Here is a 21783-nt window from a genome sequence, read left to right as displayed (position 1 = left end):
ATGAGTCTGAGTATTTTGTCTGAGGCGCAGACAGCGGCCTTGTTACCGTTCGCCAAGTTGAGTGAGTGCATTGCAACCGCCGCGCGTGAATACGCGGCGAGATTGATCAGCAGTCCGGAGCGCCAGGTGCTGCCACTGCGTGACGATGCGTTGCTGCTTTCGATGCCGGCTACTGCCGATGACGTGGGCATTCATAAACTTGTGACCTATGCACCGAACAACGGCAGTAAAGCGTTGCCTCTGATCCATGGATTGGTTGCAGTCTATTCGTCTGTAACGGGAGAGCCGTTGTTATTGCTGGATGGCGCAACAGTCACGGCCAGGCGAACAGCCTGTGTATCGATGCTAGCTATTCGCTCGATGGCACCTGATGTGAAGTACTTGGCGTTGATCGGTATAGGAAAGCAGGCCTCTGGGCATTTAGAGGCCTTGGCCGATTTGTTTCCTGGCATCCGTATTGATGTGCACGGAAGGGAGCCTGCCAAGACTCAAGCTTTTTGTGATCAGCATCGTCACCTGCCGCTGGAGATTTCGCCTCGGGTGGGTCGCGTTCAGAATGACGTTCAGGTCGTCATCACCGTGACGTCCAGCAAGCGTCCTGTGTACGAAGAAAAGGTGCGACCAGGACGCTTATTGATAGGTGTTGGGGCGTTCAACGCACAGATGGCTGAGTACTCGCCCGACTGTGTCAACAATAGTCAGGTATTCGTCGATGACTTGCTGGGTGGGCGCCACGAAGCCGGTGACCTGATCCAGGCCAACGTTGATTGGCAGAGCGTATCGTCGCTTGCCGACGCCATTGACGGACGTTTTGACCCAACCAGACCTTTGCTGTTCAAGAGTGTCGGCTGCGCGGCGTGGGATTTGGCCGCGGGGCGCTGTGCTGTCAGCAGCCTGGAGGCCGAACGTGGTTGAAGGTCGAAGCAACTTCGATGCCGTCGTGATAGGTGCCGGCGTGGTGGGCATCGCCACCGCGCTCCAGTTACGCCTAGCAGGTCTGGAGGTTCTTCTTCTAGACCAGAATCCACCTGCAACTGGCACATCCTCAGGCAATGCAGGTGCCATCGCCATCAGCGAGGTTCTGCCGCTGGCTGATTCGAACGTCATTCGCAAGTTGCCGGGTTGGCTGTGTAATCCATCGGGGCCTCTGGCTGTGCGCTGGCGTTATTTGCCGACGCTGACACCTTGGTTGACTCGTTTTTTGTTGGCCAGCCGCCCGAGCCGGGTCGAGTCGTTGACGCAGCAACTCGGGTATTTACTGGGACGAACCCTTGACGACCTGACGCCACTGATTGAACGCAGCGGATTAACCAGGCTTTGGCGGCGCGATGGCGCCTTGATGGTCTATGCCAGCCAAGCTGAGCTCGAGGCGGATTTACCAGGCTGGGCCTTGCGTGGCAACCAGGGCGTGCGTTGGGAGCGCTGTGCTCCAGGGAAGGCACGTGACCTGGTGCCGGAGCTGCTACCCGCCTGGGAACATGCCATTGCCATCAAAGACTTTTCGCACGTAGACGATCCCTATCTGTTCACCTTGGGATTGTTCAACCAGTTCATTAAAGAAGGTGGTCGATTCGAGCAGTCCGCGGTCGACGACGTACGCCAGCAGGCTGGCCGCGTAACAGGTGTCACCTTGCAGAGCGGGCACTCCATTGCTGCCGGTCTGGTGGTGGTGGCCAGTGGTGTCTGGAGCGACCGCTTCTCTGCCCAGGTGAATCAGACACTACCGTTGGAAAGCGAGCGCGGCTACCACCTGACATTGCCTAACGCCTGCCGTCCTTTGAAGCGCTATCTCATGAACCACTCCGAGAGCTTCGTCATCCTGCCCATGGCCAATGGTGGACTTCGGATCGCCGGCACGGTCGAGCTTGCCAGCCGTGATGCAGCGCCGGACTACGGTCGTGCGCGAATGTTGCTGGAAAAGGCTCAGGCGATGATTGGTCCACTCGAAACACAAGGTATGACCGAATGGATGGGCAACCGCCCCTCGGTCCCCGAAACCGTGCCGGTGATCGGGCCGTCAGCAAAAGTCAGTCAGCTCTATTTCGCTACAGGTCACGGCCATCTCGGATTGACCCTGGCAGCAACGACTGGAGCCCTGTTGCGTGAGCACATTCTCGGCATTCGGGAGGTGCCGGATGAGTTCCGACCAACGCGGTATTGAACCTGAAAACAGATGATCCAGGTCAGCCTGGAAGGGTCTTGCCTCGCTGATACCAAAACCTGTCATGTCACCTTTAGTGACTTGGTTAATTTTCCAGAGTAAACGGGAGTTTTTATGAAGCATGCAAACAAAGTAGCGTTGGTCACCGGTGCCGCTCAAGGCTTGGGACTCGCCTGTGCCGAGCGTTTCCTGGCCGATGGTGCCAAGGTGGTGCTGGTCGACGTGCAGGCCGACAAAGTCAGAGCTCAGGCTGAGCGCCTGGGCGAAAACGCGACCTGGTACGCCGCCGATTTGAGTGAAATTTCCTCGGCCATGGCCAGGGACATCGTGGCCAAGGCGGTCGAGCATTTCGGTTCGCTGGACATCGTGGTGAACAATGCCGGGATCATCCACACCGCCGATTTTGTCGACTTCCCGGAAGACGCTTTCGACCGTGTACAACGCGTTAACCTCAAGTCGCCGTTCCTGATCGGTCAGGCCGCGGCTCGCGTAATGATCGAGATGGGCATACAGGGCTCGATCATTAACATGTCGTCGATCAACGCTGAACTGGCGATCCCCAACTCGGTGGCCTATGCCGTTTCCAAGGGTGGTATCAAGCAGCTGACGGCGGTCATGGCGGTAGGTCTGGTTCGTCACGGTATTCGTGTCAACGCAATTGGCCCCGGCACTATCGCCACCGATCTGGTCCTCAACTCGGTGATGTCCAGCCCGGCTCAGCGACACACCGTGTTGTCCCGTACCCCGATGGGGCGCTGTGGCGAGGCCTCGGAAGTCGCCAGCGTCGCGTCCTTCCTGGCCAGTGACGATGCTTCTTACATCATCGGCCAGACCATCTATCCGGACGGTGGTCGCCTGATCCTCAATTACACCGTTCCGGTCAACGAGTGAATTATTGATCATGGCGAGTCTCGATGTGGTGCCGAGAGTCTGTATCGCTGGTAGCCGCGGGCTGTTTCTCGATGCTGCCGGGCCGCGATTCAGCGAACCCGTGCAGCGCCGGGTACTGGCGCTCGCCCGGGCCGTCGGGCAAATACCCGGTGTGCAGGAACGGGTGCCGGGAATGAACAATGTGTTGGTGGTCTACGATCCTCGGCAAGTGTCTCCGGCGGAGCTCTCCGATCAGCTCATGGCGCTGTGGGAGCAGGCTGCGGCTGACGAGTCTCCAGGCAGGGATATTGACATTCCCGTGATCTACAGCACCAAGGCCAGTGATGATCTGGTGCAGATCGCTGCGCTTGCGCAGCTTGAAGTCGACGAGTTCATTCGGCTTCACAGCGAGGCGGTTTATCAGGTTGCGTGTGTCGGCGCCATGCCGGGCTTTCCTTATTTATCGGGGCTCGATCCGCGTCTGGCGACGCCGCGCCGTGCGGTGCCGCGCATGCGCCTGGAACAAGGCTCAGTGATCATCGGCGGCGCTCAGGCCGGCATCATGCCGTGCTCGGCGCCTTCGGGTTGGCATGTGATCGGCCGCACCGATTTGCAGCTGTTCGACGCACAACAACCGTCGCCGTCGTACTTGCAACCCGGTGATCGCATTCGCTTCAGCATTGCCGGAGTTGAATCATGATCGAAATCCTGTCTACCGGTGTACTCAACTCTGTCCAGGATGCCGGGCGTGCTGGCTATCTGAGTATCGGAGTCGGTCAGTCCGGCGCCATGGATACCCTGGCCCTTGCCATGGGCAATGCATTATTGGGCAACGAGGCGAACGCTGCAGGCCTGGAGATCGTGTTGTTTCCCTTCCGTTTGCGCTTGCTCAGCGATTGCCGCTTTGCCATCACCGGGGCCGATGGCGAGGCGCTGCTGGATGAACAGCCGCTGCCTCCCCAGTGGGCCTGTGACGGCAAGGCTGGGCAAACGCTGCTGATCAAACCACCTCGGCGGGGCGCGCGCTGTTATGTGTCGTTCGCCGGTGGCATCGAAGTGCCGCTGGTGATGGGCTCACGAGCCACCGACCTGAAAACCGGCTTCGGTGGTTTCGAAGGGCGTGGCTTGATGCGTGGCGATCGCTTGGTATTGGGCAGCCAGACATACAAACCGAAAGCCGGTGTGGGCGCCGCCCTGTCATGGGCGTTGCCCGAGCGTGATCGAGCCATCGAGATCCGGGTACTGCCAGCGGCCGAGTTCAATGAGTTCGACGAGCCGACAAAGACGCTGTTTTTCCAGCAGGGTTGGACGCTGAGCCAGGAAGCCAATCGCATGGGCATGCGCTTGATCGGGCCGGAGTTGAAAACCCGACGGCCACTGGAGTTGTTATCCCACGGGATCCTGCCGGGTACGGTGCAGGTTCCGCCGTCCGGTCAGCCGATCATTCAGTTGGCTGATGCCAATACCTGCGGCGGCTATCCGAAGATCGCCAATGTGATCGATGCCGATCTCTGGAAATTGGCTCAGGCGCCCATCGGCTCGACGTTTCGTTTTATCGAAGTCGATCACCCTGATGCCATGGCCGCGCAGGAACACCAAGACTGTGAACTTATGGCGCTGCGTCAGGCCTTGCAGTGCTCATTAACACGAGCCTGAAGCTATTTATTTGAGGCGTATTCATGTCAAAACAAGCCTTTAGCGTCGACCTGAACTCAGACATGGGTGAGGGCTTCGGTGCCTACACGATGGGCGATGATGAGGCGATCCTGAACATCGTCAGTTCGGCCAACATCGCCTGCGGGTTTCATGCCGGAGACCCGGAAGTCATGGCCAAGACTTTCGCCTTGGCCAAGGCTCGCAACGTTGCGGTTGGCGCGCACCCCGGGTTTCCAGACCTGTGGGGGTTTGGGCGCCGCAACATGGCATTTTCGATGGGTGAAATCGAGCGCTTGGTCGCCTATCAAATTGGCGCGGCACAAGCGCTTGCGACGTGGGCCGGACACCCGATCACCCACATCAAGGCCCATGGTGCGCTGGGCAATCTGACTCAGACCGACGCTGAGGTTGCCGCGGCGGTCTGTCGGGCGGTGAAGGCGGTTGACCCTTCGCTGATCTGCCTGGCGATCGCTATGGGGCATCAGGCCCGGATTGCCGCTGAGATGGGTCTGCAGGTGCGTTCAGAGATCTTTGCCGATCGCGCCTACACCGAAGAAGGGCACCTGGTGTCGCGCAAGTTACCGGGGGCGGTCATTCATGATCCGGATGAGGCGTCTGCGCGAGTGGTGCGCATGGTGCGTGCGCAAGGTATCGAAACGGTCTCCGGACGTTTCATTCCCTGCGCTATCGACTCGATCTGTGTTCACAGCGATACACCCGAAGCAGTAGGCATCGCGGCACACGTACGTCGAACGCTGGAAGACGAAGGCATAGCCATCGCCAGCTTCGTTTGAACGTATGGAGCTGAACTTAACCTGGCAAAGCGGATGTTGATATGAAACTTGAATTCATTGAAAGCCTGATCGAGATCGTCGAGCGATCGCAGGTTTTAGAGCTGGAATACAGCGAAGGCGATTGTCGGGTGCGTCTTGGTTTACGTGCACTGTCGAGCGAAAAGTCGGCACCGCGCCAGGCGCCCTTGTCTGTGACAGGCGGGGAGGTCGCTACTGCAACTCTGGCGGTCACACCTGAGGCCGTTCCCCAGTCCAGCGGTCACCCGGTTTCATCAAGTCTTGTCGGTATTTTTTATCGTTCTCCTGCGCCTGACCAACCACCGTTTATCGAGGTCGGCGATGTCGTGGAAGAGGGCCAGACGCTGGCCATCGTAGAAGCCATGAAGATGCTCAACCCGATTGAAGCGGATCGAGCAGGGCGGGTCAGCGCGATCCTGAAGAATGACGGCGAGATGATCGAAGCCGGCAGCACCTTGTTCCTTATCGAAGCGGCGGATTAAGTGATGTCCCAACAACTTTTCGACACTGTCCTGATCGCCAATCGCGGTGAAATAGCGCTGCGGATTCTGCGGGCTGCGCAGGATCTGGGCTTGCGTACGGTCGCCGTGCACTCTCAGGCAGACGCTGACCTGCGGCACGTAGCGCTGGCTGACACGGCCTTGTGTATTGGTCCGGCTGCAGCGAGTGAGAGCTATCTGAATCCACAGCGCCTGCTTCAAGCGGCGAAACTGACCGGCGCTGGGGCTATCCATCCGGGTTACGGTTTTCTGGCGGAGAGCGCTAACTTTGCACAGGCTGTGGAAGAGGCGGGATTGGTTTTTGTCGGTCCGACGTCAGCATCCATTCGCCTGATGGGCGACAAGGTCAGCGCCAAGCAAGCCATGCTGGAGGCCGGGGTGCCCTGTGTTCCGGGTTCGCCCGGCGCGTTGCCTGCCGATGCCGAGACGGTCAGGGAACTGGCCGAGGCCTGTGGTTACCCGTTGATCGTCAAGGCGTCGGGTGGTGGTGGCGGTCGCGGCATGCGTATTGTTCGTGACCCCAAGGAGCTCATTGAAGCGGTCGCGATGACGCGGGAGGAGGCTGGCCGGGCGTTCGGTAATCCCGAAGTCTACCTTGAGAAATTTCTGGAGCATCCTCGCCACATCGAGATCCAGGTGATGGCCGATGGTTTCGGCAATGCCGTCTGGTTGGGCGAGCGGGATTGCTCAATGCAGCGCCGCCATCAAAAAATCATCGAAGAGTCACCCGCTTCTGGGGTGGACCGTAAAGCCATCGCTGCCATTGGCGAGCGCTGTGTCAAAGCCTGTCAACTGATCGGCTATCGCGGCGCGGGCACGTTCGAGTTTTTGTATGAGAACGGCGAGTTCTACTTTATCGAAATGAATACCCGGGTTCAGGTTGAACATCCTGTGACCGAGTTGGTGACCGGGGTGGACATCGTGCGCGAGCAATTGCTGGTGGCGTTGGGCAACCCGCTGTCGATTCACCAGGATCAGATCAGCCTTAACGGCCATGCCATCGAGTGTCGGATTAACGCCGAAGATCCTTTTAGTTTCGCTCCGGCTCCGGGCACGGTGACCCGGTGGGTGGCCCCTGGCGGTCCGGGCATCCGCATCGATACGCACCTGTATGCCGGCTATCAAGTGCCGCCGTATTACGACTCGCTCGTGGCGAAATTTCTGGCCCACGGAGCCAATCGCGAGCAGGCGATCAAGCGGATGCGTGGCGCCCTGGCGGAAGCCGATCTGGGCGGAATTAAAAGCAGTATTCCTTTGCACCAGCGTTTGATGGATGAGCCCGGCTTCGTCGCCGGTGGCTTCGATATCCATCACCTTGAGCGTTACCTAAGCCAGGATCAGGAGGTCTCGAAATGAGTCCGCAGTTCATTGAACAGATTGTCCAGCTGTTGAAACGTCACTCATTGGAAACGTTTGAGTTTGAGCAGGCGGGTGCTTGCCTGCGTCTTACGCTCGGCGGCGTTTCTCCCGCGTCAGCATCAGCCTCGGCATCGACCACGGTGAGTCCGAATCAGGAAACCCATGGAGTCGTTCCGGCGCCAGGGATGGGCATTCTTCGCTTGAGTCATCCCCAACGCGATGAGCCGTTTATCGCGCCTGGTGCCAATGTCGAGAAAGGTCAGGTAATGGCTTTTCTGCAGAACGGCGTCTTGCTCGATGAAGTCACCGCTGATCGCGCTGGGCGAGTGATCTCGGTACTGGCCGAAGACGGTGATTTGATTGGTTATGGCCAGCCCTTGTTTGAGCTGCAATGAGCCGGGTGCAGGGTGAGAGATGAGACAGGAAAATGCTCTGAGTCCGGCGATAGGCGCCGACCAGGTGATTGTTGAAGCAGCGCTTGAGCTAATGGTCGAGAACGGCTTCGCGGCGATGTCTATGCGCAGCCTCGCGAAAAAGGTCGGGCTACATGCGGGCAGTCTCTATCACCATTTTCCGAGCAAACTGGATGTGCTGGAAGAAGTGCTGGATTCGCTTTTGCAGCAGCGCCTGAACGATTGGTGGGTACGCAAACCCAAGCGTGCCGGAGTGCTGAAACTGCTGGATGCGTTTATCGCTTTTCATGTTCAGCATGCCCTTGAGCATTCACGCGAAGAGCATCTGGTACGCCTTGAGCTGCATCACTTGCAGGGCGCTCAACTCAGTCGAATCCTGGAACAGGACGAAGCTTACATCGGTGAGTTAAGTGAAATCATCCGACGCGGCGTTGCGGCAGGTTTGTTCAAGGTCCCCGATGTCAATCTCGTGACACGTAGCCTGTTGGCAATGTTAGGCGCAGCGCCCTCACTCAGTACGACCGAGATGTCTCGGACTTCCATTATTCAGACGTTGACTCGCATGGGCAGGCAACTGCTGTGGGTTCATGGCGTGATAGAGAGGTAGGAAATTGAAACTTGCAGACTATTCAATTGACGCACTGGAGCAGTTACATGGCCAAGTCCAGGCTGAGTACCTGCGTCTAGGGGAGCGCAAGCTGTCGATCAATATGGCTCGAGGCGTTCCCAGCTCCGAACAGCTGGACCTCTCTAATGCTTTGCTCGAACTATCACTGGCGGGTGACTACCTTGCTGAGGATGGCACCGACTGTCGTAACTACATGGGGCAGCAGGGTCTGCCCGAAGCGCGTCGATTGTTTGCCCCGTTACTCGGATTGCCAGCCGAACAGACAGTGGTTTCTGGAAACTCAAGCCTTGCACTGATGTATGACTGCCTGGCCTTTGCCATGCACAACGGCTTTCCTGAGTCGTCCGTGCCTTGGCAACAAGAGCCTCAAGCCGTGGCTTTTCTTTGTCCAGTACCCGGCTACGATCGGCATTTCGCCCTGTGCGAGTCATTTGGTGTTCGGATGATCCCTGTGCCATTGCTGGACGATGGTCCGGACATGGATGTGGTACGCAAATTGGTTTCTGAAGACTCGACCATCCGTGGTATGTGGTGCGTGCCTAAATACAGCAACCCTACAGGCGCCGTTTACAGCGACGAAGTGATTGAAGCCTTGGCATCCATGCAAACCGCAGCTTCGGACTTTCGACTTTTTTGGGATGATGCCTACACCTTGCATCATCTGACTCCGGATGCCGTTGAGATATCCAACGTCTACCAGGCTTGTGTGCGCCACGGGCATCCGGATCGGGCATTGGTTTTTGCGTCCACCTCGAAGATGACATTCGCCGGCGCCGGTCTCGCATTGTTTGGCTCGTCCAAGTCAAACGTCGAATGGTGGCTTCGTCACGCCTCGATCAGAAGTGTCGGACCAGACAAGTTGAATCAGCTACGCCACGTGCGCTACCTGAAGGATCTCGATGGGTTGAAGTCGCTGATGGACGGGCATCGAAAACTGCTTGCTCCGCGATTCTCAGCTGTACTTCATCAATTGGATTCGCACCTTCGTCAATTCGGATTTGCTAGCTGGAGCGAACCCAAGGGTGGTTACTTCATCAGCTTGGATATCCTGCCCGGTACCGCAAGGCGCACCGTAGCGCTTGCACGAGCTATAGGAGTAAATCTGACTTCGGCGGGCTCCTGCTATCCGCACGGCCATGATGCGCTCGATCAGCATTTGCGTATCGCTCCATCATCACCAGGATTGAGTGATCTGGAGGTGGCCGCCCAGGCGATCTGTACCTGTGCATTGCTAGCCGCCTGTGAACGTCTGATCAACAAGTGATATTGAGTGGAAATTGCAAAGCAGTGATGTGGAATGATGAACACGTAAGGGGTGGAGCGATGAGCAGAGCGAGTGACGGGGTCTGCAGTCAAATGGATGATCTCATTTTATCCAAAGCAGTTTGGCTGCCTGCGGACGCCGTCACCTCTAGATCTTTTGATGAGCGAGGTGAGTTCATCTACTCCTTCTCTGGTTTGTTGGAGGTTGATGTTGAGGGTGATCGTTACCTCGTTCCGCACAAATATGGGGTGTGGTTACCCTCAGGTTTAAAGCGCTTGAGCTTCAATCGGCAGCGTGCGAGACATATATCCATTTATTTACCTGACGTATACAGTGATTCTTTACCCTGCGGACACTGTGCGCTGGAAGTGGATACTTTACTTCGCTCCTTGTTGGAGGATATTTCTAGCGGCGTTGGGAACGTTAACCAAACCGATGCAGATAAACGCTTGTTAAGAGTGTTGGTCGACAGGTTAATACGCGCTAAGACTTCGGGTAGTTACTTACCTAGCTCAGCTGATCCACTATTTGGATCATTGCTGACGCAATTAAAAGACAATCCTTATGATAAACGATCTTTTTCGGATCTTGCATTATCGTTGAATATGTCGGAGCGCACTTTGGCTCGTCGATGTCAACGCGATTTGGGTATGACCTTTTTAGAGTGGAAGCAGCGCCTTATGGTGGTTGAGTCTCTGGAATTATTGCAGCAAGGAAAGACCGTAGAGGCTATTTCATCAGTCTTGGGTTACAAAAACACCTCGTCATTTATAAGTATGTTTAGAAAGCTTACAAATATGACGCCTAATGAATATCGGAGGGAAGAGGAGCGGTGTCTCGGCAGTTCTTGCCTGGCGAAAGATAAAAATATGCGTAGGGATTAACGCAGGCTTGGTGTCCGACGCTTAGTCCGGTGGTAATTGACGAAGGAGAGGAGCGGCGTGTCTACGTGGTTACAACCTCACCGCCCACTGAGTGTAAGCGTCTGCTGATCACCCCTTGCTATGTTGGGTTTTTAGCTGGCGCTACTCCCTGGATAAAAATCGTTTAGTAATCATTGCCATTGCCATTGCCATTGCCACTGCCTCCGCCGGAGACGTCAGGGCTGTGTCTATATTAAACGGAGCGTTATCCCAAGCCTCATACTCATGATCCAAGACAGACTGCCAGGTTGGGCGGAGTCAGCCCAGGAATATCAACCTCCTGGACTCTACCCGTAGCTGGTGTTCATGTTTATCAGAGCAAAGCACCTGAATATTTACTAATGGAGCACCAGAGCGTTTGGCGATTTCGCTCCACGCCTTTCGGCTTTCGATTACTGGGTTAACACAGTCAACTATGACCGTGCTGCCAAAGCGAAGATTGTTCAGAGCAAGCTCATTAGCGACCATGTAACCGCTCCACCCCACGTCTTGTGCCAGCGCACCGGAATTTCGGATGGCCTGCTCAATCGTATCGATCCGCAGGTACACGGCACTTGTTCTGGTAGCAAGGTCACTTGCAATAGTCGTTTTTCCGGTGCCAGGGAGGCCGCTGAAGGCAATGAGCATTCTATGTCCTTGGGTCAGTGAGCTAACCCAGTCTAGGTGGTTGCCAGTTATGCGGCAGCAATTCCGCAATATCACTCGCCCATTGAGTCGGGAGGCACGTGAGGACGTCCTTCCAGTAAGCGTACGGATTATGCCCATTGAGCCGCGCCGACTGGATCAAACTCATGATCGCAACCGCACGTTTACCACTACGTAACGAGCCCGCAAACAACCAGTTCGAGCGCCCAAGTGCCCATGGTCGGATTTGGTTGTCGGGTAGTCAGACGCGGTCACCCGCGTCCAACCCCCTAAGAACCGTGCATGCGAGTTTCCCAGCGCAAGGCTCAAGCCTCTACAAAGGCACTGTTAAGCACCCGGCGATACCTCTTTAACATTGGCGTACTGCTGATCTCTGGGGCAACGCAGGTAATAGATTTCAAGATTGACTGCCGCGTCCGTTCCGCCATGAGCCAGCTTTACGATGTGGCGGCTATGCCACGGCGTATCTTTGGTCACGGGCTTATGGCAGTCCGAGCACAGGCCGTCTTGCTGCCGCCAGACGCAATACATCTTCGCGCGGCCCTGTATCGATTTGAGCATTTTCTTGCCCCAGCGGGACTCGAAATACACATCCTAGTTGGGGTCATGCGGATTGGCGGCGGCCTTGATCTTGATGTGCCGCACGATCGGCGTATCCGATTCTTTCAGTAAGATGTATTCCCTTGGCCTCAGCATCTGCTGCATCATTCTTGTTGCTCTTGACATAGGGTTTAGGGTTTGACGAATTGCGGGGCCATGAGTCGCACGGTATGGCCCAGCGCTTCAAGCTTACGGGCCCAGTAGTGAGCACTACTACGAGCTTCCATGCCGATCAGGCAGGGCGGTAAATTGGCAAAAAATACCGCAACCTGATCGCGCTTCAGTTGCTTGCGCAATATGGGCTTGCCTCGCTCGTTCATGCCATGGATCTGGAACACGTTTTTGGCTAAGTCGATACCAACGGTTTTGATTTCCATGGCTGATTACCCCTTTGCACAAGTGGATGGCGACACCGCTCACTCTGGCACAGCGATACGATTATGGGCGGGGGCGTCCATCCCATTGCTTACGAAGCGGATTCACTACACCCAATCTGCTTATTGACGCACTCCTTTATAGTTGCGCCGCCCTTACTTATTCGGCTGGTGTAGCCACCACTTCTATTCGTTACAGACTCGGGAAGGCAAACTGGGATGCTTCGTTGCTTGCATGCTCAGGCCAACGCTGGGTAATGGCTTTGCGGCGGGTGTAGAAACGCACGCCATCCGGACCGTACGCATGCAGGTCCCCAAACAGCGAACGCTTCCATCCACCAAAGCTGTGGTAAGCCACCGGCACCGGCAACGGCACATTGACGCCTACCATGCCAACTTCGATCTCATCACAGAACAACCGCGCCGCTTCGCCGTCACGGGTGAAGATGCAGGTGCCGTTGCCATACTCGTGATCGTTGATCAGCTGCATGGCCTCTTCCAAGCTGCCGACGCGGACGATGCAGAGCACAGGGCCGAAAATCTCTTCCCGGTAGATGCGCATGTCCGGAGTCACACGATCGAACAGGGTGCCACCGACGAAGTAGCCATCTTCATGACCATCGACGCGGTAGCCACGGCCGTCCACCACCAGTTGCGCACCGGCGGCAACGCCGTCGTCGATGTAACCTACTACCTTGTCCCGCGCGGTGGCGGTGACCAGCGGGCCCATGTCCAGGCCGCAGGAAGTGCCTGCACCGATCTTGAGTGCCCTGACCTGCGGAGCGAGCTTTGCTACCAGGGCGTCAGCTATCTGGTCGCCCACACACACGGCCACGGAGATTGCCATGCAGCGCTCGCCGCAGGAGCCGTAGGCCGCGCCCATCAATGCGCTGACGGCGTTGTTCACGTCGGCATCGGGCATTAGTACACCATGGTTTTTGGCGCCGCCCAAGGCCTGGACGCGCTTGCCGCGCTTGGTGCCTTCGGCATAGATGTACTCAGCGATGGGGGTGGAGCCGACGAAGCTGATGGCTTTGATTTCCGGCGCCTCGATCAGCGCGTCTACGGCATCCTTGTCACCATGCACCACGTTAAGAACCCCGTTGGGTAGCCCAGCTTCGTGCAGTAGGCCCGCGATGAACATGACGGAGCTCGGGTCACGCTCGGAGGGCTTGAGGATGAAAGTGTTGCCGCAGGCGATGGCCAAAGGGTACATCCACAGCGGCACCATGGCCGGGAAGTTGAACGGGGTGATGCCGGCGACCACTCCAAGCGGCTGGAAGTCGCTCCAGGCGTCGATGTTCGGCCCGACATTACGAGTGTATTCGCCCTTGAGGATTTCCGGGGCAGCGCAGGCGTACTCGACATTCTCGATGCCGCGCTTGAGTTCACCAGCGGCGTCTTCCAAGGTTTTTCCGTGTTCTTCGCTGATCAACTTGGCGATCACCGCTTCATTCTGCTCCAGCAGGTGCTTAAAGCGGAACAGCACTTGGGCGCGCTTGGCGGGCGGTGTGTTGCGCCAGGCCGGGAAGGCGGCTTTGGCGGCGTCGATGGCCTGCTGTACGGTGGCGCGGCTGGCAAGGCCCAACTTGCGGATGACTTCGCCGGTGGACGGGTTGAACACGTCGGCCGAACGGCCTTGCTCGTCAACTGGCGCACCATTGATCAAATGTTTGATCCTGCTCATCTTAAACTCCCGTTGTTTTATATGTTTTGTTAGTCGATTTGGTTCAGCGCTTCACCAACAGCATCGAACAGACGTTCCAATTCTTCTGGTTTAGCGTTGAAAGTCGGTGCGAACTGCAGGGTGTCCCCACCAAATCGCACGTAGAAGCCAGCTTTCCACAGGGCCATTCCTGCCTCGAACGGACGGACGATGGCATCGCCGTCACGAGGAGCCAGCTGCAGGGCGCCAGCCAAGCCGCAGTTGCGGATATCAATCACGTGCAGAGCGCCCTTTAGGCCGTGGATGATCCTCTCGAAGTGCGGGGCTAGCTCAGCGGACTGCTGCACCAGATTGTCTCTCTCTAAGAGGTCCAGGGCCGCGAGGCCGGCGGCGCAGGCCACCGGGTGCGCAGAGTAGGTGTAGCCGTGAGTGAACTCTACCGCGTATTCCGGGGTGGCCTGGTTCATGAAGGTTTCGTAGATCTCGCGACTGGCGATCACCGCGCCCATTGGGATGGCGCCGTTGGTGACCTGCTTGGCCACGTTCATCAGGTCCGGGATCACACCGAAGTGTTCGGCGCCAGTCAGCTTGCCCATGCGGCCGAAAGCGGTGATGACTTCGTCCAGGATCAACAGAATGTTGTACTGGTCGCAGATTTCGCGCAGGCGTTGCAGATAGCCCCGCGGCGGCACGATAACACCGCCAGAACCAGACATTGGCTCGATGATCACGGCAGCGATGTTAGAAGCGTCGTGCAGTTCGATCAGCTTCAGCAGTTCGTTGGCCAGCTCGACACCACCGGTATCGGCCTGGCCTTTGGTAAATTCAAGGCCGGGTTGCAGAGTGTGCGGCAGGTGGTCAACGTCCATCAGTTGGCCAAACATTTTGCGGTTGCCCCCGATGCCGCCCAGAGCAGTACCGGCGACGTTGACGCCGTGGTAAGCGCGGGCACGGCCAATCAGTTTGGTCTTCTGCGGCTGTCCTTTAAGACGCCAGTAGGCACGAGCCATCTTGATTGAAGTGTCGGCGGACTCTGAGCCGGAGCCGGTGAAAAATACGTGATTCAACTCGCCGGGGGTCATACTGGCTATCTTCTCGGCCAGTTTAAAAGACAGTGGGTGGCCATACTGGAAGGCTGGCGCGTAGTCGAGAGTGCCGAGTTGCTTCGCCACGGCATCCTGGATTTCTTTGCGCGAGTGGCCGGCACCACATGTCCACATACCGGAGAGACTATCGTAGACACGGCGGCCGTGGTCGTCGATCAGCCAGCTACCCTCCGCGCCGACGATGAAGCGCGGATCGCGGTGGAAGTTGCGGTTGGCGGAGAAAGGCATCCAATGCGCCTTGAGGTTCAGCCCTTGGGTCGCCGATGCTGGGGGAATAAATGGTTTATTCATGATGTACCTGCAAGCACGTGGATTGACGTGGGCTCAGCCTTACATTCGCAGAAGCTCGATTAAATCCATTTGTTCTCATCTACAGATGACCATCTGTTTGCGCATTATCGGTACAGGCTTCTGCTCGATGAGGCTTCAAGTAGCACAATCACGTCATTGCAAAGCGCAAGCGGACATCGCCAACTTCACGGTTAGCGCAGGGGAGATGACGATGGCAGGACTGGGGAACGCAGGGGAATGCAGAGCGGTATCGAGCTGCTCTGCATCTGGAGGTAGAGGTGGTTAAAAGTTGGCACGCCCTCGGCCGTTTACTCAGTGCTGCAAAGGGCTTCCAGATAACTGTTCAAGACCAGGTTGCTGTGGTTTCCGGTGCGAGTCACGATCGTATATTCGGTCTTATAGCCGAACTCGTCCGGAAGCAAACGGCGGAGTACGCCGTCGCGGACCCAGCTCTCAGCAAAATGCGTGGGTAAGTACCCAATGAAGCAGCCAGTCATCAGCAGAAATGCAACACCTTCTCTGTCACCGACCGTAGCCGCTATTTTGTGTCGCTGGTACACGCGCTGGATTTCTTCCAGTTGCGCATAAGCAGGAGCTACCGCGTCGTGATCCAGAATCAGTTCTGGTGTTAATTCAATCTCGGGAACCGTGAACAGAGGGTGGCGGTGACTACAGTACAGACCTGACTCTTCCTCATACATCGGAAGGTAATCAAGGCCAGGACACGGTCGCAATCTCGGCGCCATACCAAGGTGAAACTGCCCATTGAGTACGCCTTTCTCGATCTCGTTCGGTGGCATCATCCGAATATTGATAGTCACGTCCGGTGCTTGGCGTTTGAGACTCTGCAAGGCATTCGTAATTCGCATGCCACGCCAGGTAGTCATGTTGTCTGTAATCGCAATGCTCAACTCTCCCTTTAGCGAGGAGTGAACGGCATTAACCTGACTGCGGAAGAGTTCCAGGGCGCCAAGCAGCTGAAGGGTGTTCTGATAGATCTGTTTGCCTGCGTCGGTCAATGCGAACCCCGTGCGCCCGCGATCGCAAAGCTTGAAACCCAAGCGCTTTTCCAGGTCCGCCATGCTTGAGCTGATAGCGGACCTGGTGACATTCAGCTCAACTTCAGCTGCAGTAAAGCCACCCGATTCCACCACAGCTTTGAAGACTCTTAATAGGCGCAGATCGAAATCGCTGATCTGGCCGGTGAAGTGCATTTTTGAGGTCGCCATTTGGGAGTCCTATGGAGCGGGGTGTTGATTGACTTTTCAACCGGTCATTGCGCACTGAACCCCGCGCCGCTATCAGCTTCGTCGTTTGATGATCGAGATAGGGTAATTGCCTGATTGGCACAGCGGCGACGGTTGCAACGCAATGGGTATCGGGAGTGGTTTTCGTTGCCACATCGCTGAATGTGCTGCCTGCGAGGCTAGGGGGGATGGTTGCGCAACTGGATCTCGCCGTAAAGGCCTGAGAGTTTCTTTTCCGAGATAGCGTATGTCGCCATGGCAACCCATCTGAGCAGTAACCCTTGGGCTCTCCTCACGGAAATGACCCTGATCTCGATTGCGTAAGCCATTGGGTGCATGGCGTTGCCGACGGCTGCCTGCATAGGTAAGGAAAGGCTTGTTTGAACATGAGCAACTAGAGATTTATGACGATCTGGCTGAGCCCTAAAGTCGGCGCAAAGAATAAAAGCCCCGAGCCGCCACATAGAACCACCTTATTTCTGCCTCGCTCCAAGCGAATGGAAGTAATCCAGTTGTCTATGTGTCGTAGGAGGAAAGAAATGACGCATTACCCAGTCCTTGAAAATCGCTCGATTTTGCTTTTTGCGATCACCTCGCATCTATATAAGAATGCGCATCTTTTTTTTGCAAAATCCCCCCCGCGATCCACACCTAGAAATCCGTTCAAAGCCCAGCAGCCCATTGGCAGCTAACCGAAAGCTGGTTATCTGACCAAATTGATGCGGGGTTCTGGCGCGCCCCAGCAACAACCGATACCTAAATCTACAAACAGTTTGCTCTCCCTTATACGGTGTATGTGCAGTCGTTGTACGTATTTATCCGTCACATCGATGTCGAACAAGAGATAGGTGTACCCATGCCCGCAGAACCATTCGTTAGTTTCCGTAATGTCCAGAAGAGCTATGACGGCGAGCACCTTGTCGTAAAGAATTTCAACCTGGAAATCGAGCACGGCGAGTTTGTCACCATGCTCGGCCCATCCGGCTCAGGAAAAACCACCTGCCTGATGATGCTGGCCGGGTTCGAAACGGTCACCCACGGGCAGATCTGCATCGACAAAAAGCCGGTCAACGATATCGCACCACAGAAACGCGGCATCGGCATGGTGTTCCAGAACTATGCCCTGTTCCCTCACATGACCATCGAGGAGAACCTTGCCTTTCCGCTGAAGGTGCGCAATCTCTCGCGTGTCGAGATCCAGGAGCGCGTGCGCAGAGCTCTGGACATGGTAGCTCTGGACAAACTGGGCAGCCGGATGCCGGCCCAGCTATCGGGTGGTCAAAAGCAGCGGGTGGCACTCGCCCGTGCGTTGATCTTCGAACCGCGCCTGGTACTGATGGACGAGCCGCTGGGCGCCCTGGACAAGCAACTGCGTGAGCAAATGCAGTACGAGATCAAGCGCCTGTCGAAACAGTTGGGCATTACTGTGGTGTACGTCACGCATGACCAGAGCGAGGCGCTGACCATGTCGGACCGCATCGCCGTGTTCAACGAAGGAATCGTGCAGCAGCTGGCCAATCCGTCTGATCTCTACGAGAAGCCGGAGACGGCTTTCGTCGCCAGCTTCATCGGTGAGAACAACCGCCTGCAAGGCCAGGTCGTCGATTTTGATGGCCGCTACTGCAAGGTCCGCGTCGGCGATCACCTGCTCAAGGCGCTGTCCGTGAACGCGTCCGTCAAAGGCGCCGCGACCACTCTTTCTATTCGCCCTGAGCGCGTAATCATCGACCCGCGCAATGGCGAATGCGAGAACCGGGTTCCCGCCTGCATTCAGGAAGTCATCTACCACGGCGACCATCTGCGCGCGCGCCTGAAGGTGGCAGGGCACGACGAGTTCATCGTCAAGCTGGCGAATGCCGCGGGTTACACGCGGCCCGAGCCGGGTAAATGCATCGACGTCGGCTGGTCGGCCGAGGACTGCCGGGCTCTGGACGCCCGGACCACTTACCCGTGCCATTTCTGATTTCCTGGAGTTTCGTATGAGCAGTTTGTATTCGACCAAGTCCGCGCTCGAAGATCTCAATCTGAAACACGATCGGCAGAGCCTGAAAGCCAAGCTCGACCGGGCCGAACGCGTGAACAAGACACGGTCGCTGTTGCTGGTCCTGCCGTTGGTGGCGTTCATCCTTGTGTTCTTCTTGCTGCCGATCGGCGACATGCTGGTCCGCAGTTTCCATAATCCCGCAGTTTCCAGCTTCATGCCGGCAACCGCCGGTGCGCTGGGCCAGTGGGACGGAAAGGCAGTACCCGATGAGCACGTGTTCGCAGACTTGGGCGGTGAGATTCTCAGTCTGCAGAACTCCCGCCAGCTCGACCGCGTCGGCTCCGACCTGAACCGCGTGCAGAGTGGCATGAAAAGCCTGATGACCAAGACCGCGCTGGGGTTGGTAAAAGCCGCTCCGGCAGAGGGTGGCTATAAGGCGACCATGATCCAGATCGACAAGCGTTGGGGACAGCTGGGCACATGGACGCAACTTAAGGTGATGGCACCAGCCTACTCCAGCGTGCATTACCTCGCCGCACTTGATCTGCAGTACAACGACGAGGGGCAGGTGGTACAGCAGCCGGAAAGCCGCCAAATCTACGTGGGCATGCTGATCAAGACGCTGGCCGTGACCCTGGGGATCACCCTACTGTGCGTGTTTTTGGGATACCCACTGGCGTACATGCTCGCGACATTGCCGGCGAAGACCAGCAATCTGCTGATGATCCTGGTTTTGCTGCCGTTCTGGACCTCGCTGCTGGTGCGCACCAGTGCCTGGATGGTGATCCTGCAATCCAATGGAGTGCTCAATAGTACGTTGCAGAACCTGGGTCTCATCTCGCAGCCGCTGGACCTGATGTACAACATGTTTGGCACCGTCACTGCGATGACCCACATCCTGCTGCCATTCACCGTGCTGCCGATGTATAGCGTGATGAAGAGCATCGACAGTACCTACATCCGTGCCGCGCATTCGATGGGGGCCAGCTCGCTGCGCACCTTCTTTCGCATCTATTTTCCTCTGTCGCTGCCGGGCTTAAGTGCCGGCGGCATCCTCGTGTTCATCCTGGCGATCGGTTACTACATCACGCCGGCGCTGGTGGGCGGCCGCACCGGCCAGGTTATCAGCAATTTCATCGCCTACCACATGCAGATATCCCTCAACTGGGGCCTGGCCGCCGCCATCGGCAGCATCCTGCTACTGATCGTGCTGCTCCTCTACTGGCTCTACGACCGCGTCGTTGGCATCAGCAACATGAAACTGGGGTAACTAAGATGAGCCTTCCAAGCTACACCGGCCCCCTGGGGCGCATGTGGTTCTACAGCGTTCGCGGCTTTGCCTTGCTCGTGTTGCTTTTCCTGATCCTTCCGATACTGGTTGTCACACCGCTTTCGTTCAACGTCGAGCCCTACTTCAGCTTCACCAGCGGGATGCTCAGTCTTGACCCGCAAGCCTTCTCCTTGCGCTGGTACCACGAGTTAGTCGAGGACCCATTGTGGTTGATGTCGTTCAAGAACAGCCTGCTGATCGCCGTGTTTGCAACGGTCATTGCCACCACACTGGGTACGCTGGCGGCGTTAGGCTTGAGTCGCTCGAATCTGCCGTTCAAGAGCCTGCTGATGGGCATGTTGATCTCGCCGATGATCGTCCCGGTGATCATCTCTTCTGCCGGGATGTACTTCTTCTACAGCACCCTGGGCATCGCCCAGAGCCACCTCGGCATCATCCTGGCCCACGCGGTGCTGGGCACGCCCTTCGTGATCATCACGGTCACCTCGACGCTGGTCGGTTTCGATCACTCCCTGACCCGGGCTGCCGCCAGCCTCGGCGCTTCGCCGCTCTACACCTTCTTCAAGGTGACCTTTCCGATCATCCGCCCGGGGATCATTTCAGGCGCGCTGTTCGCCCTGGTCACCTCCTTCGACGAAGCCGTGGTCGTGCTGTTCCTGGGTGGTATCGAGCAACGAACCATCCCACGGCAAATGTGGTCGGGCATGCGCGAGCAGATCAGCCCGACCATCCTCGCTGCAGCCACGTTGCTCATCTTGGGCTCGGTGCTGCTTCTGCTAGCTATCGAGGTGCTGCGGCGTCGCTCGCTGCGCCTGCGTGGCATCAAGGAATGACCTGTTTTCTGCCAACCCCACCGACAACAAAAGGTAAGACAATATGAAAAGCGCAATCCTTTTTGTCCTTTCAGCAGCAGCTTCCTGCGTCACAATGGCTAACGAGCACATCACAGTCGTGTCGTACGGCGGTGCTTTGGCCAAGGCGCAGATCGAAGCGGCCCACAGGCCATTCTCCAAGAAAACCGGCGTGAACGTCATTTCGGAGGACTACTCCGGTGGGATTGCGCAGGTTAAAGCTCAGGTGGACACCAATAAGATTATTTGGGACGTGGTGGATATGGAGTTGCCCAATGCAGTGCGCGCCTGCAACGCGGGCCTGCTGGAGCGAATTCAGCCCGACAAGGACTTGGCCCCGAGCAAGGACGGTGAGTCCGCCAGCCAGGACTTCATTCCGGGGGCTATCTCTGAATGCGGTGTGGCCAGCATCGTCTGGTCAACCGCTGTCGCGTACAACACCAAGGTGTTCAAGAGCGGCCAGCCTTCTGTTCTGAGGGATTTCTTCGATCTCAACCGCTTCCCAGGTAAACGCGCACTACGCAAAGTACCTCAGGTGAACCTTGAGTGGGCCCTGTTGGCCGACGGCGTGCCCCGCGAAGAGGTCTACTCAACGCTTGAAACCGAAGAAGGTCTCGAGCGCGCGTTCGCAAAGCTGGATACCATCAAGGACCAGGTTGTTTGGTGGGAGGCTGGCGCCCAACCTCCACAATTGCTGGCGGACGGGGAAGTGGTCATGACTTCGGCATACAACGGTCGTATCTACGACGCACAAATAAACGAAAAGCAACCCTTCCAGATCATCTGGGACGGCCAGATGTACGACATGGATGTATGGACCGTGCCGAAAGGAACGCCGAAGAAAGAGCAGGCTATGGCGTTCCTGCGCTTTGCGACACAAAGTTCGGTATTGGCTGATCAAACACAATATGTTGCCTACGGTCCGACGCGACAGTCCTCGCAACCCCTGGTCGGTGAGAAGGTGAAGCCCTACCTGCCGACCACGGCCGCCAACTTTGCCACGGCGTTACAAGTTGACTCCGTGTGGTGGGCTGACCATGCTGATGAATTAAGCGAACGCTTTAACGCTTGGTTGGCCAAGTAACGATCCATTCTCCTGCGTCACTCAACTATTGAGCCCTCGACGAAGAGTCGAGGGCTCA

19 protein-coding genes and 3 pseudogenes are annotated in these 21783 nt (G+C 56.9%); 16 read left to right on the top strand and 6 right to left on the bottom strand.

The genetic code is table 11. The features are described from left to right. The 12 genes from lhpI to AC07VR_RS12410 all read left to right on the top strand — a co-directional run bounded on the left by lhpI (position 1) and on the right by AC07VR_RS12410 (position 10547). A complete protein-coding gene (gene lhpI / locus AC07VR_RS12465) occupies positions 1-915 on the top strand; it encodes a bifunctional Delta(1)-pyrroline-2-carboxylate/Delta(1)-piperideine-2-carboxylate reductase (RefSeq protein ID WP_495011379.1) in 915 nt (304 codons plus the stop codon). Continuing rightward, entirely contained in the window at positions 908-2161 is a 1254-nt protein-coding gene (locus AC07VR_RS12460) for an NAD(P)/FAD-dependent oxidoreductase (RefSeq protein ID WP_495011378.1), read from the top strand. Before lhpI ends, AC07VR_RS12460 begins: the two co-directional genes overlap by 8 nt. Positions 2162-2275: 114 nt before the next feature. Then, entirely contained in the window at positions 2276-3052 is a 777-nt protein-coding gene (locus AC07VR_RS12455; protein ID WP_495011377.1) for an SDR family NAD(P)-dependent oxidoreductase, read from the top strand. Positions 3053-3062: 10 nt separating this feature from the next. Then, positions 3063-3731 (top strand): 5-oxoprolinase subunit PxpB, encoded by a 669-nt coding sequence (pxpB, locus tag AC07VR_RS12450; protein ID WP_495011376.1) that lies wholly within the window; start codon positions 3063-3065, stop codon positions 3729-3731. Continuing rightward, positions 3728-4687 (top strand): 5-oxoprolinase subunit C family protein, encoded by a 960-nt coding sequence (locus AC07VR_RS12445; protein WP_495011375.1) that lies wholly within the window; start codon positions 3728-3730, stop codon positions 4685-4687. The genes pxpB and AC07VR_RS12445 overlap by 4 nt, the downstream gene beginning before the upstream one ends. 23 nt (positions 4688-4710) lie before the next feature. Next, positions 4711-5481, top strand: coding sequence for a LamB/YcsF family protein (locus AC07VR_RS12440; RefSeq protein ID WP_495011374.1), 771 nt, complete (start codon positions 4711-4713; stop codon positions 5479-5481). Positions 5482-5522: 41 nt separating this feature from the next. Further along, positions 5523-5981, top strand: a complete 459-nt coding sequence (gene accB / locus AC07VR_RS12435) for an acetyl-CoA carboxylase biotin carboxyl carrier protein (RefSeq protein ID WP_495011373.1) — start codon at positions 5523-5525, stop codon at positions 5979-5981. Positions 5982-5984: 3 nt separating this feature from the next. Next, complete coding sequence (gene accC, locus AC07VR_RS12430; protein WP_495011372.1) at positions 5985-7355, top strand: acetyl-CoA carboxylase biotin carboxylase subunit; 1371 nt, start codon at positions 5985-5987, stop codon at positions 7353-7355. Continuing rightward, the gene (locus tag AC07VR_RS12425; RefSeq protein WP_495011371.1) at positions 7352-7753 is read left to right on the top strand and encodes an acetyl-CoA carboxylase biotin carboxyl carrier protein; all 402 of its coding nucleotides are present in this window, start codon (positions 7352-7354) and stop codon (positions 7751-7753) included. Before accC ends, AC07VR_RS12425 begins: the two co-directional genes overlap by 4 nt. 19 nt (positions 7754-7772) lie before the next feature. After that, positions 7773-8378 carry a TetR/AcrR family transcriptional regulator gene (locus AC07VR_RS12420; RefSeq protein WP_495011370.1) on the top strand — a complete coding sequence of 202 codons (606 nt, stop codon included), beginning with the start codon at positions 7773-7775 and terminating at the stop codon, positions 8376-8378. A gap of 4 nt (positions 8379-8382) precedes the next feature. Next, the gene (locus AC07VR_RS12415) at positions 8383-9663 is read left to right on the top strand and encodes an aspartate aminotransferase type Ic (protein ID WP_495011369.1); all 1281 of its coding nucleotides are present in this window, start codon (positions 8383-8385) and stop codon (positions 9661-9663) included. Between the two features lie 92 nt (positions 9664-9755). Beyond that, a complete protein-coding gene (locus tag AC07VR_RS12410; RefSeq protein WP_495011368.1) occupies positions 9756-10547 on the top strand; it encodes an AraC family transcriptional regulator in 792 nt (263 codons plus the stop codon). Positions 10548-10688: 141 nt separating this feature from the next. On the opposite strand, the pseudogene AC07VR_RS12405 reads toward AC07VR_RS12410, so the two are convergent. The 6 genes and pseudogenes from AC07VR_RS12405 to AC07VR_RS12380 all read right to left on the bottom strand — a co-directional run bounded on the left by AC07VR_RS12405 (position 10689) and on the right by AC07VR_RS12380 (position 16497). Then, a pseudogene (locus AC07VR_RS12405) lies at positions 10689-11213 on the bottom strand (P-loop nucleotide/nucleoside kinase family protein). A gap of 22 nt (positions 11214-11235) precedes the next feature. Then, positions 11236-11466 (bottom strand): annotated as a pseudogene (locus AC07VR_RS12400) (transposase domain-containing protein); the annotation flags it as partial. Positions 11467-11916: 450 nt separating this feature from the next. Then, positions 11917-12208, bottom strand: a pseudogene (locus AC07VR_RS12395) (IS110 family transposase); the annotation flags it as partial. A gap of 190 nt (positions 12209-12398) precedes the next feature. Continuing rightward, a complete protein-coding gene (locus AC07VR_RS12390; RefSeq protein WP_495011367.1) occupies positions 12399-13892 on the bottom strand; it encodes a CoA-acylating methylmalonate-semialdehyde dehydrogenase in 1494 nt (497 codons plus the stop codon). A 29-nt stretch (positions 13893-13921) separates the two neighbouring features. Next, positions 13922-15268, bottom strand: coding sequence for an omega-aminotransferase AptA (gene aptA / locus AC07VR_RS12385; protein ID WP_495011366.1), 1347 nt, complete (start codon positions 15266-15268; stop codon positions 13922-13924). 308 nt (positions 15269-15576) lie between these two features. Then, positions 15577-16497 carry a LysR family transcriptional regulator gene (locus tag AC07VR_RS12380; RefSeq protein ID WP_495011365.1) on the bottom strand — a complete coding sequence of 307 codons (921 nt, stop codon included), beginning with the start codon at positions 16495-16497 and terminating at the stop codon, positions 15577-15579. A gap of 874 nt (positions 16498-17371) precedes the next feature. Here AC07VR_RS12380 and AC07VR_RS12375 point away from each other — a divergent pair. From AC07VR_RS12375 to AC07VR_RS12360, 4 genes are read left to right on the top strand one after another with little or no spacing between them, the layout of a single operon-like run. Continuing rightward, entirely contained in the window at positions 17372-18478 is a 1107-nt protein-coding gene (locus AC07VR_RS12375; protein WP_495011364.1) for an ABC transporter ATP-binding protein, read from the top strand. A gap of 16 nt (positions 18479-18494) precedes the next feature. Then, positions 18495-19769: an ABC transporter permease gene (locus AC07VR_RS12370; protein ID WP_495011363.1), complete on the top strand. Its 1275-nt coding sequence runs from the start codon at positions 18495-18497 to the stop codon at positions 19767-19769. Positions 19770-19774: 5 nt separating this feature from the next. Beyond that, positions 19775-20623: an ABC transporter permease gene (locus AC07VR_RS12365; protein ID WP_495011362.1), complete on the top strand. Its 849-nt coding sequence runs from the start codon at positions 19775-19777 to the stop codon at positions 20621-20623. Positions 20624-20666: 43 nt separating this feature from the next. After that, positions 20667-21725 carry an ABC transporter substrate-binding protein gene (locus AC07VR_RS12360; protein WP_495011361.1) on the top strand — a complete coding sequence of 353 codons (1059 nt, stop codon included), beginning with the start codon at positions 20667-20669 and terminating at the stop codon, positions 21723-21725. The last annotated feature ends 58 nt before the right edge of the window (positions 21726-21783 follow it).

It is taken from the genome of Pseudomonas sp. GW821-FHT02H09 (assembly GCF_059421425.1).
This window is presented reverse-complemented; position numbering and strand designations above follow the sequence as displayed.

Bases quoted from the DNA above. Each gene is read 5' to 3' on its own strand.
- lhpI (WP_495011379.1), top strand. From the start codon at position 1: ATGAGTCTGAGTATTTTGTCTGAGGCGCAGACAGCGGCCTTGTTACCG.
- AC07VR_RS12410 (WP_495011368.1), top strand. From the start codon at position 9,756: ATGGATGATCTCATTTTATCCAAAGCAGTTTGGCTGCCTGCGGACGCC.
- AC07VR_RS12455 (WP_495011377.1), top strand. From the start codon at position 2,276: ATGAAGCATGCAAACAAAGTAGCGTTGGTCACCGGTGCCGCTCAAGGC.
- accB (WP_495011373.1), top strand. From the start codon at position 5,523: ATGAAACTTGAATTCATTGAAAGCCTGATCGAGATCGTCGAGCGATCG.
- AC07VR_RS12390 (WP_495011367.1), bottom strand. From the start codon at position 13,892: ATGAGCAGGATCAAACATTTGATCAATGGTGCGCCAGTTGACGAGCAA.
- AC07VR_RS12445 (WP_495011375.1), top strand. From the start codon at position 3,728: ATGATCGAAATCCTGTCTACCGGTGTACTCAACTCTGTCCAGGATGCC.
- aptA (WP_495011366.1), bottom strand. From the start codon at position 15,268: ATGAATAAACCATTTATTCCCCCAGCATCGGCGACCCAAGGGCTGAAC.
- AC07VR_RS12420 (WP_495011370.1), top strand. From the start codon at position 7,773: ATGAGACAGGAAAATGCTCTGAGTCCGGCGATAGGCGCCGACCAGGTG.
- AC07VR_RS12440 (WP_495011374.1), top strand. From the start codon at position 4,711: ATGTCAAAACAAGCCTTTAGCGTCGACCTGAACTCAGACATGGGTGAG.
- AC07VR_RS12365 (WP_495011362.1), top strand. From the start codon at position 19,775: ATGAGCCTTCCAAGCTACACCGGCCCCCTGGGGCGCATGTGGTTCTAC.
- AC07VR_RS12425 (WP_495011371.1), top strand. From the start codon at position 7,352: ATGAGTCCGCAGTTCATTGAACAGATTGTCCAGCTGTTGAAACGTCAC.
- AC07VR_RS12370 (WP_495011363.1), top strand. From the start codon at position 18,495: ATGAGCAGTTTGTATTCGACCAAGTCCGCGCTCGAAGATCTCAATCTG.
- AC07VR_RS12380 (WP_495011365.1), bottom strand. From the start codon at position 16,497: ATGGCGACCTCAAAAATGCACTTCACCGGCCAGATCAGCGATTTCGAT.
- AC07VR_RS12360 (WP_495011361.1), top strand. From the start codon at position 20,667: ATGAAAAGCGCAATCCTTTTTGTCCTTTCAGCAGCAGCTTCCTGCGTC.
- AC07VR_RS12375 (WP_495011364.1), top strand. From the start codon at position 17,372: ATGCCCGCAGAACCATTCGTTAGTTTCCGTAATGTCCAGAAGAGCTAT.
- pxpB (WP_495011376.1), top strand. From the start codon at position 3,063: ATGGCGAGTCTCGATGTGGTGCCGAGAGTCTGTATCGCTGGTAGCCGC.
- accC (WP_495011372.1), top strand. From the start codon at position 5,985: ATGTCCCAACAACTTTTCGACACTGTCCTGATCGCCAATCGCGGTGAA.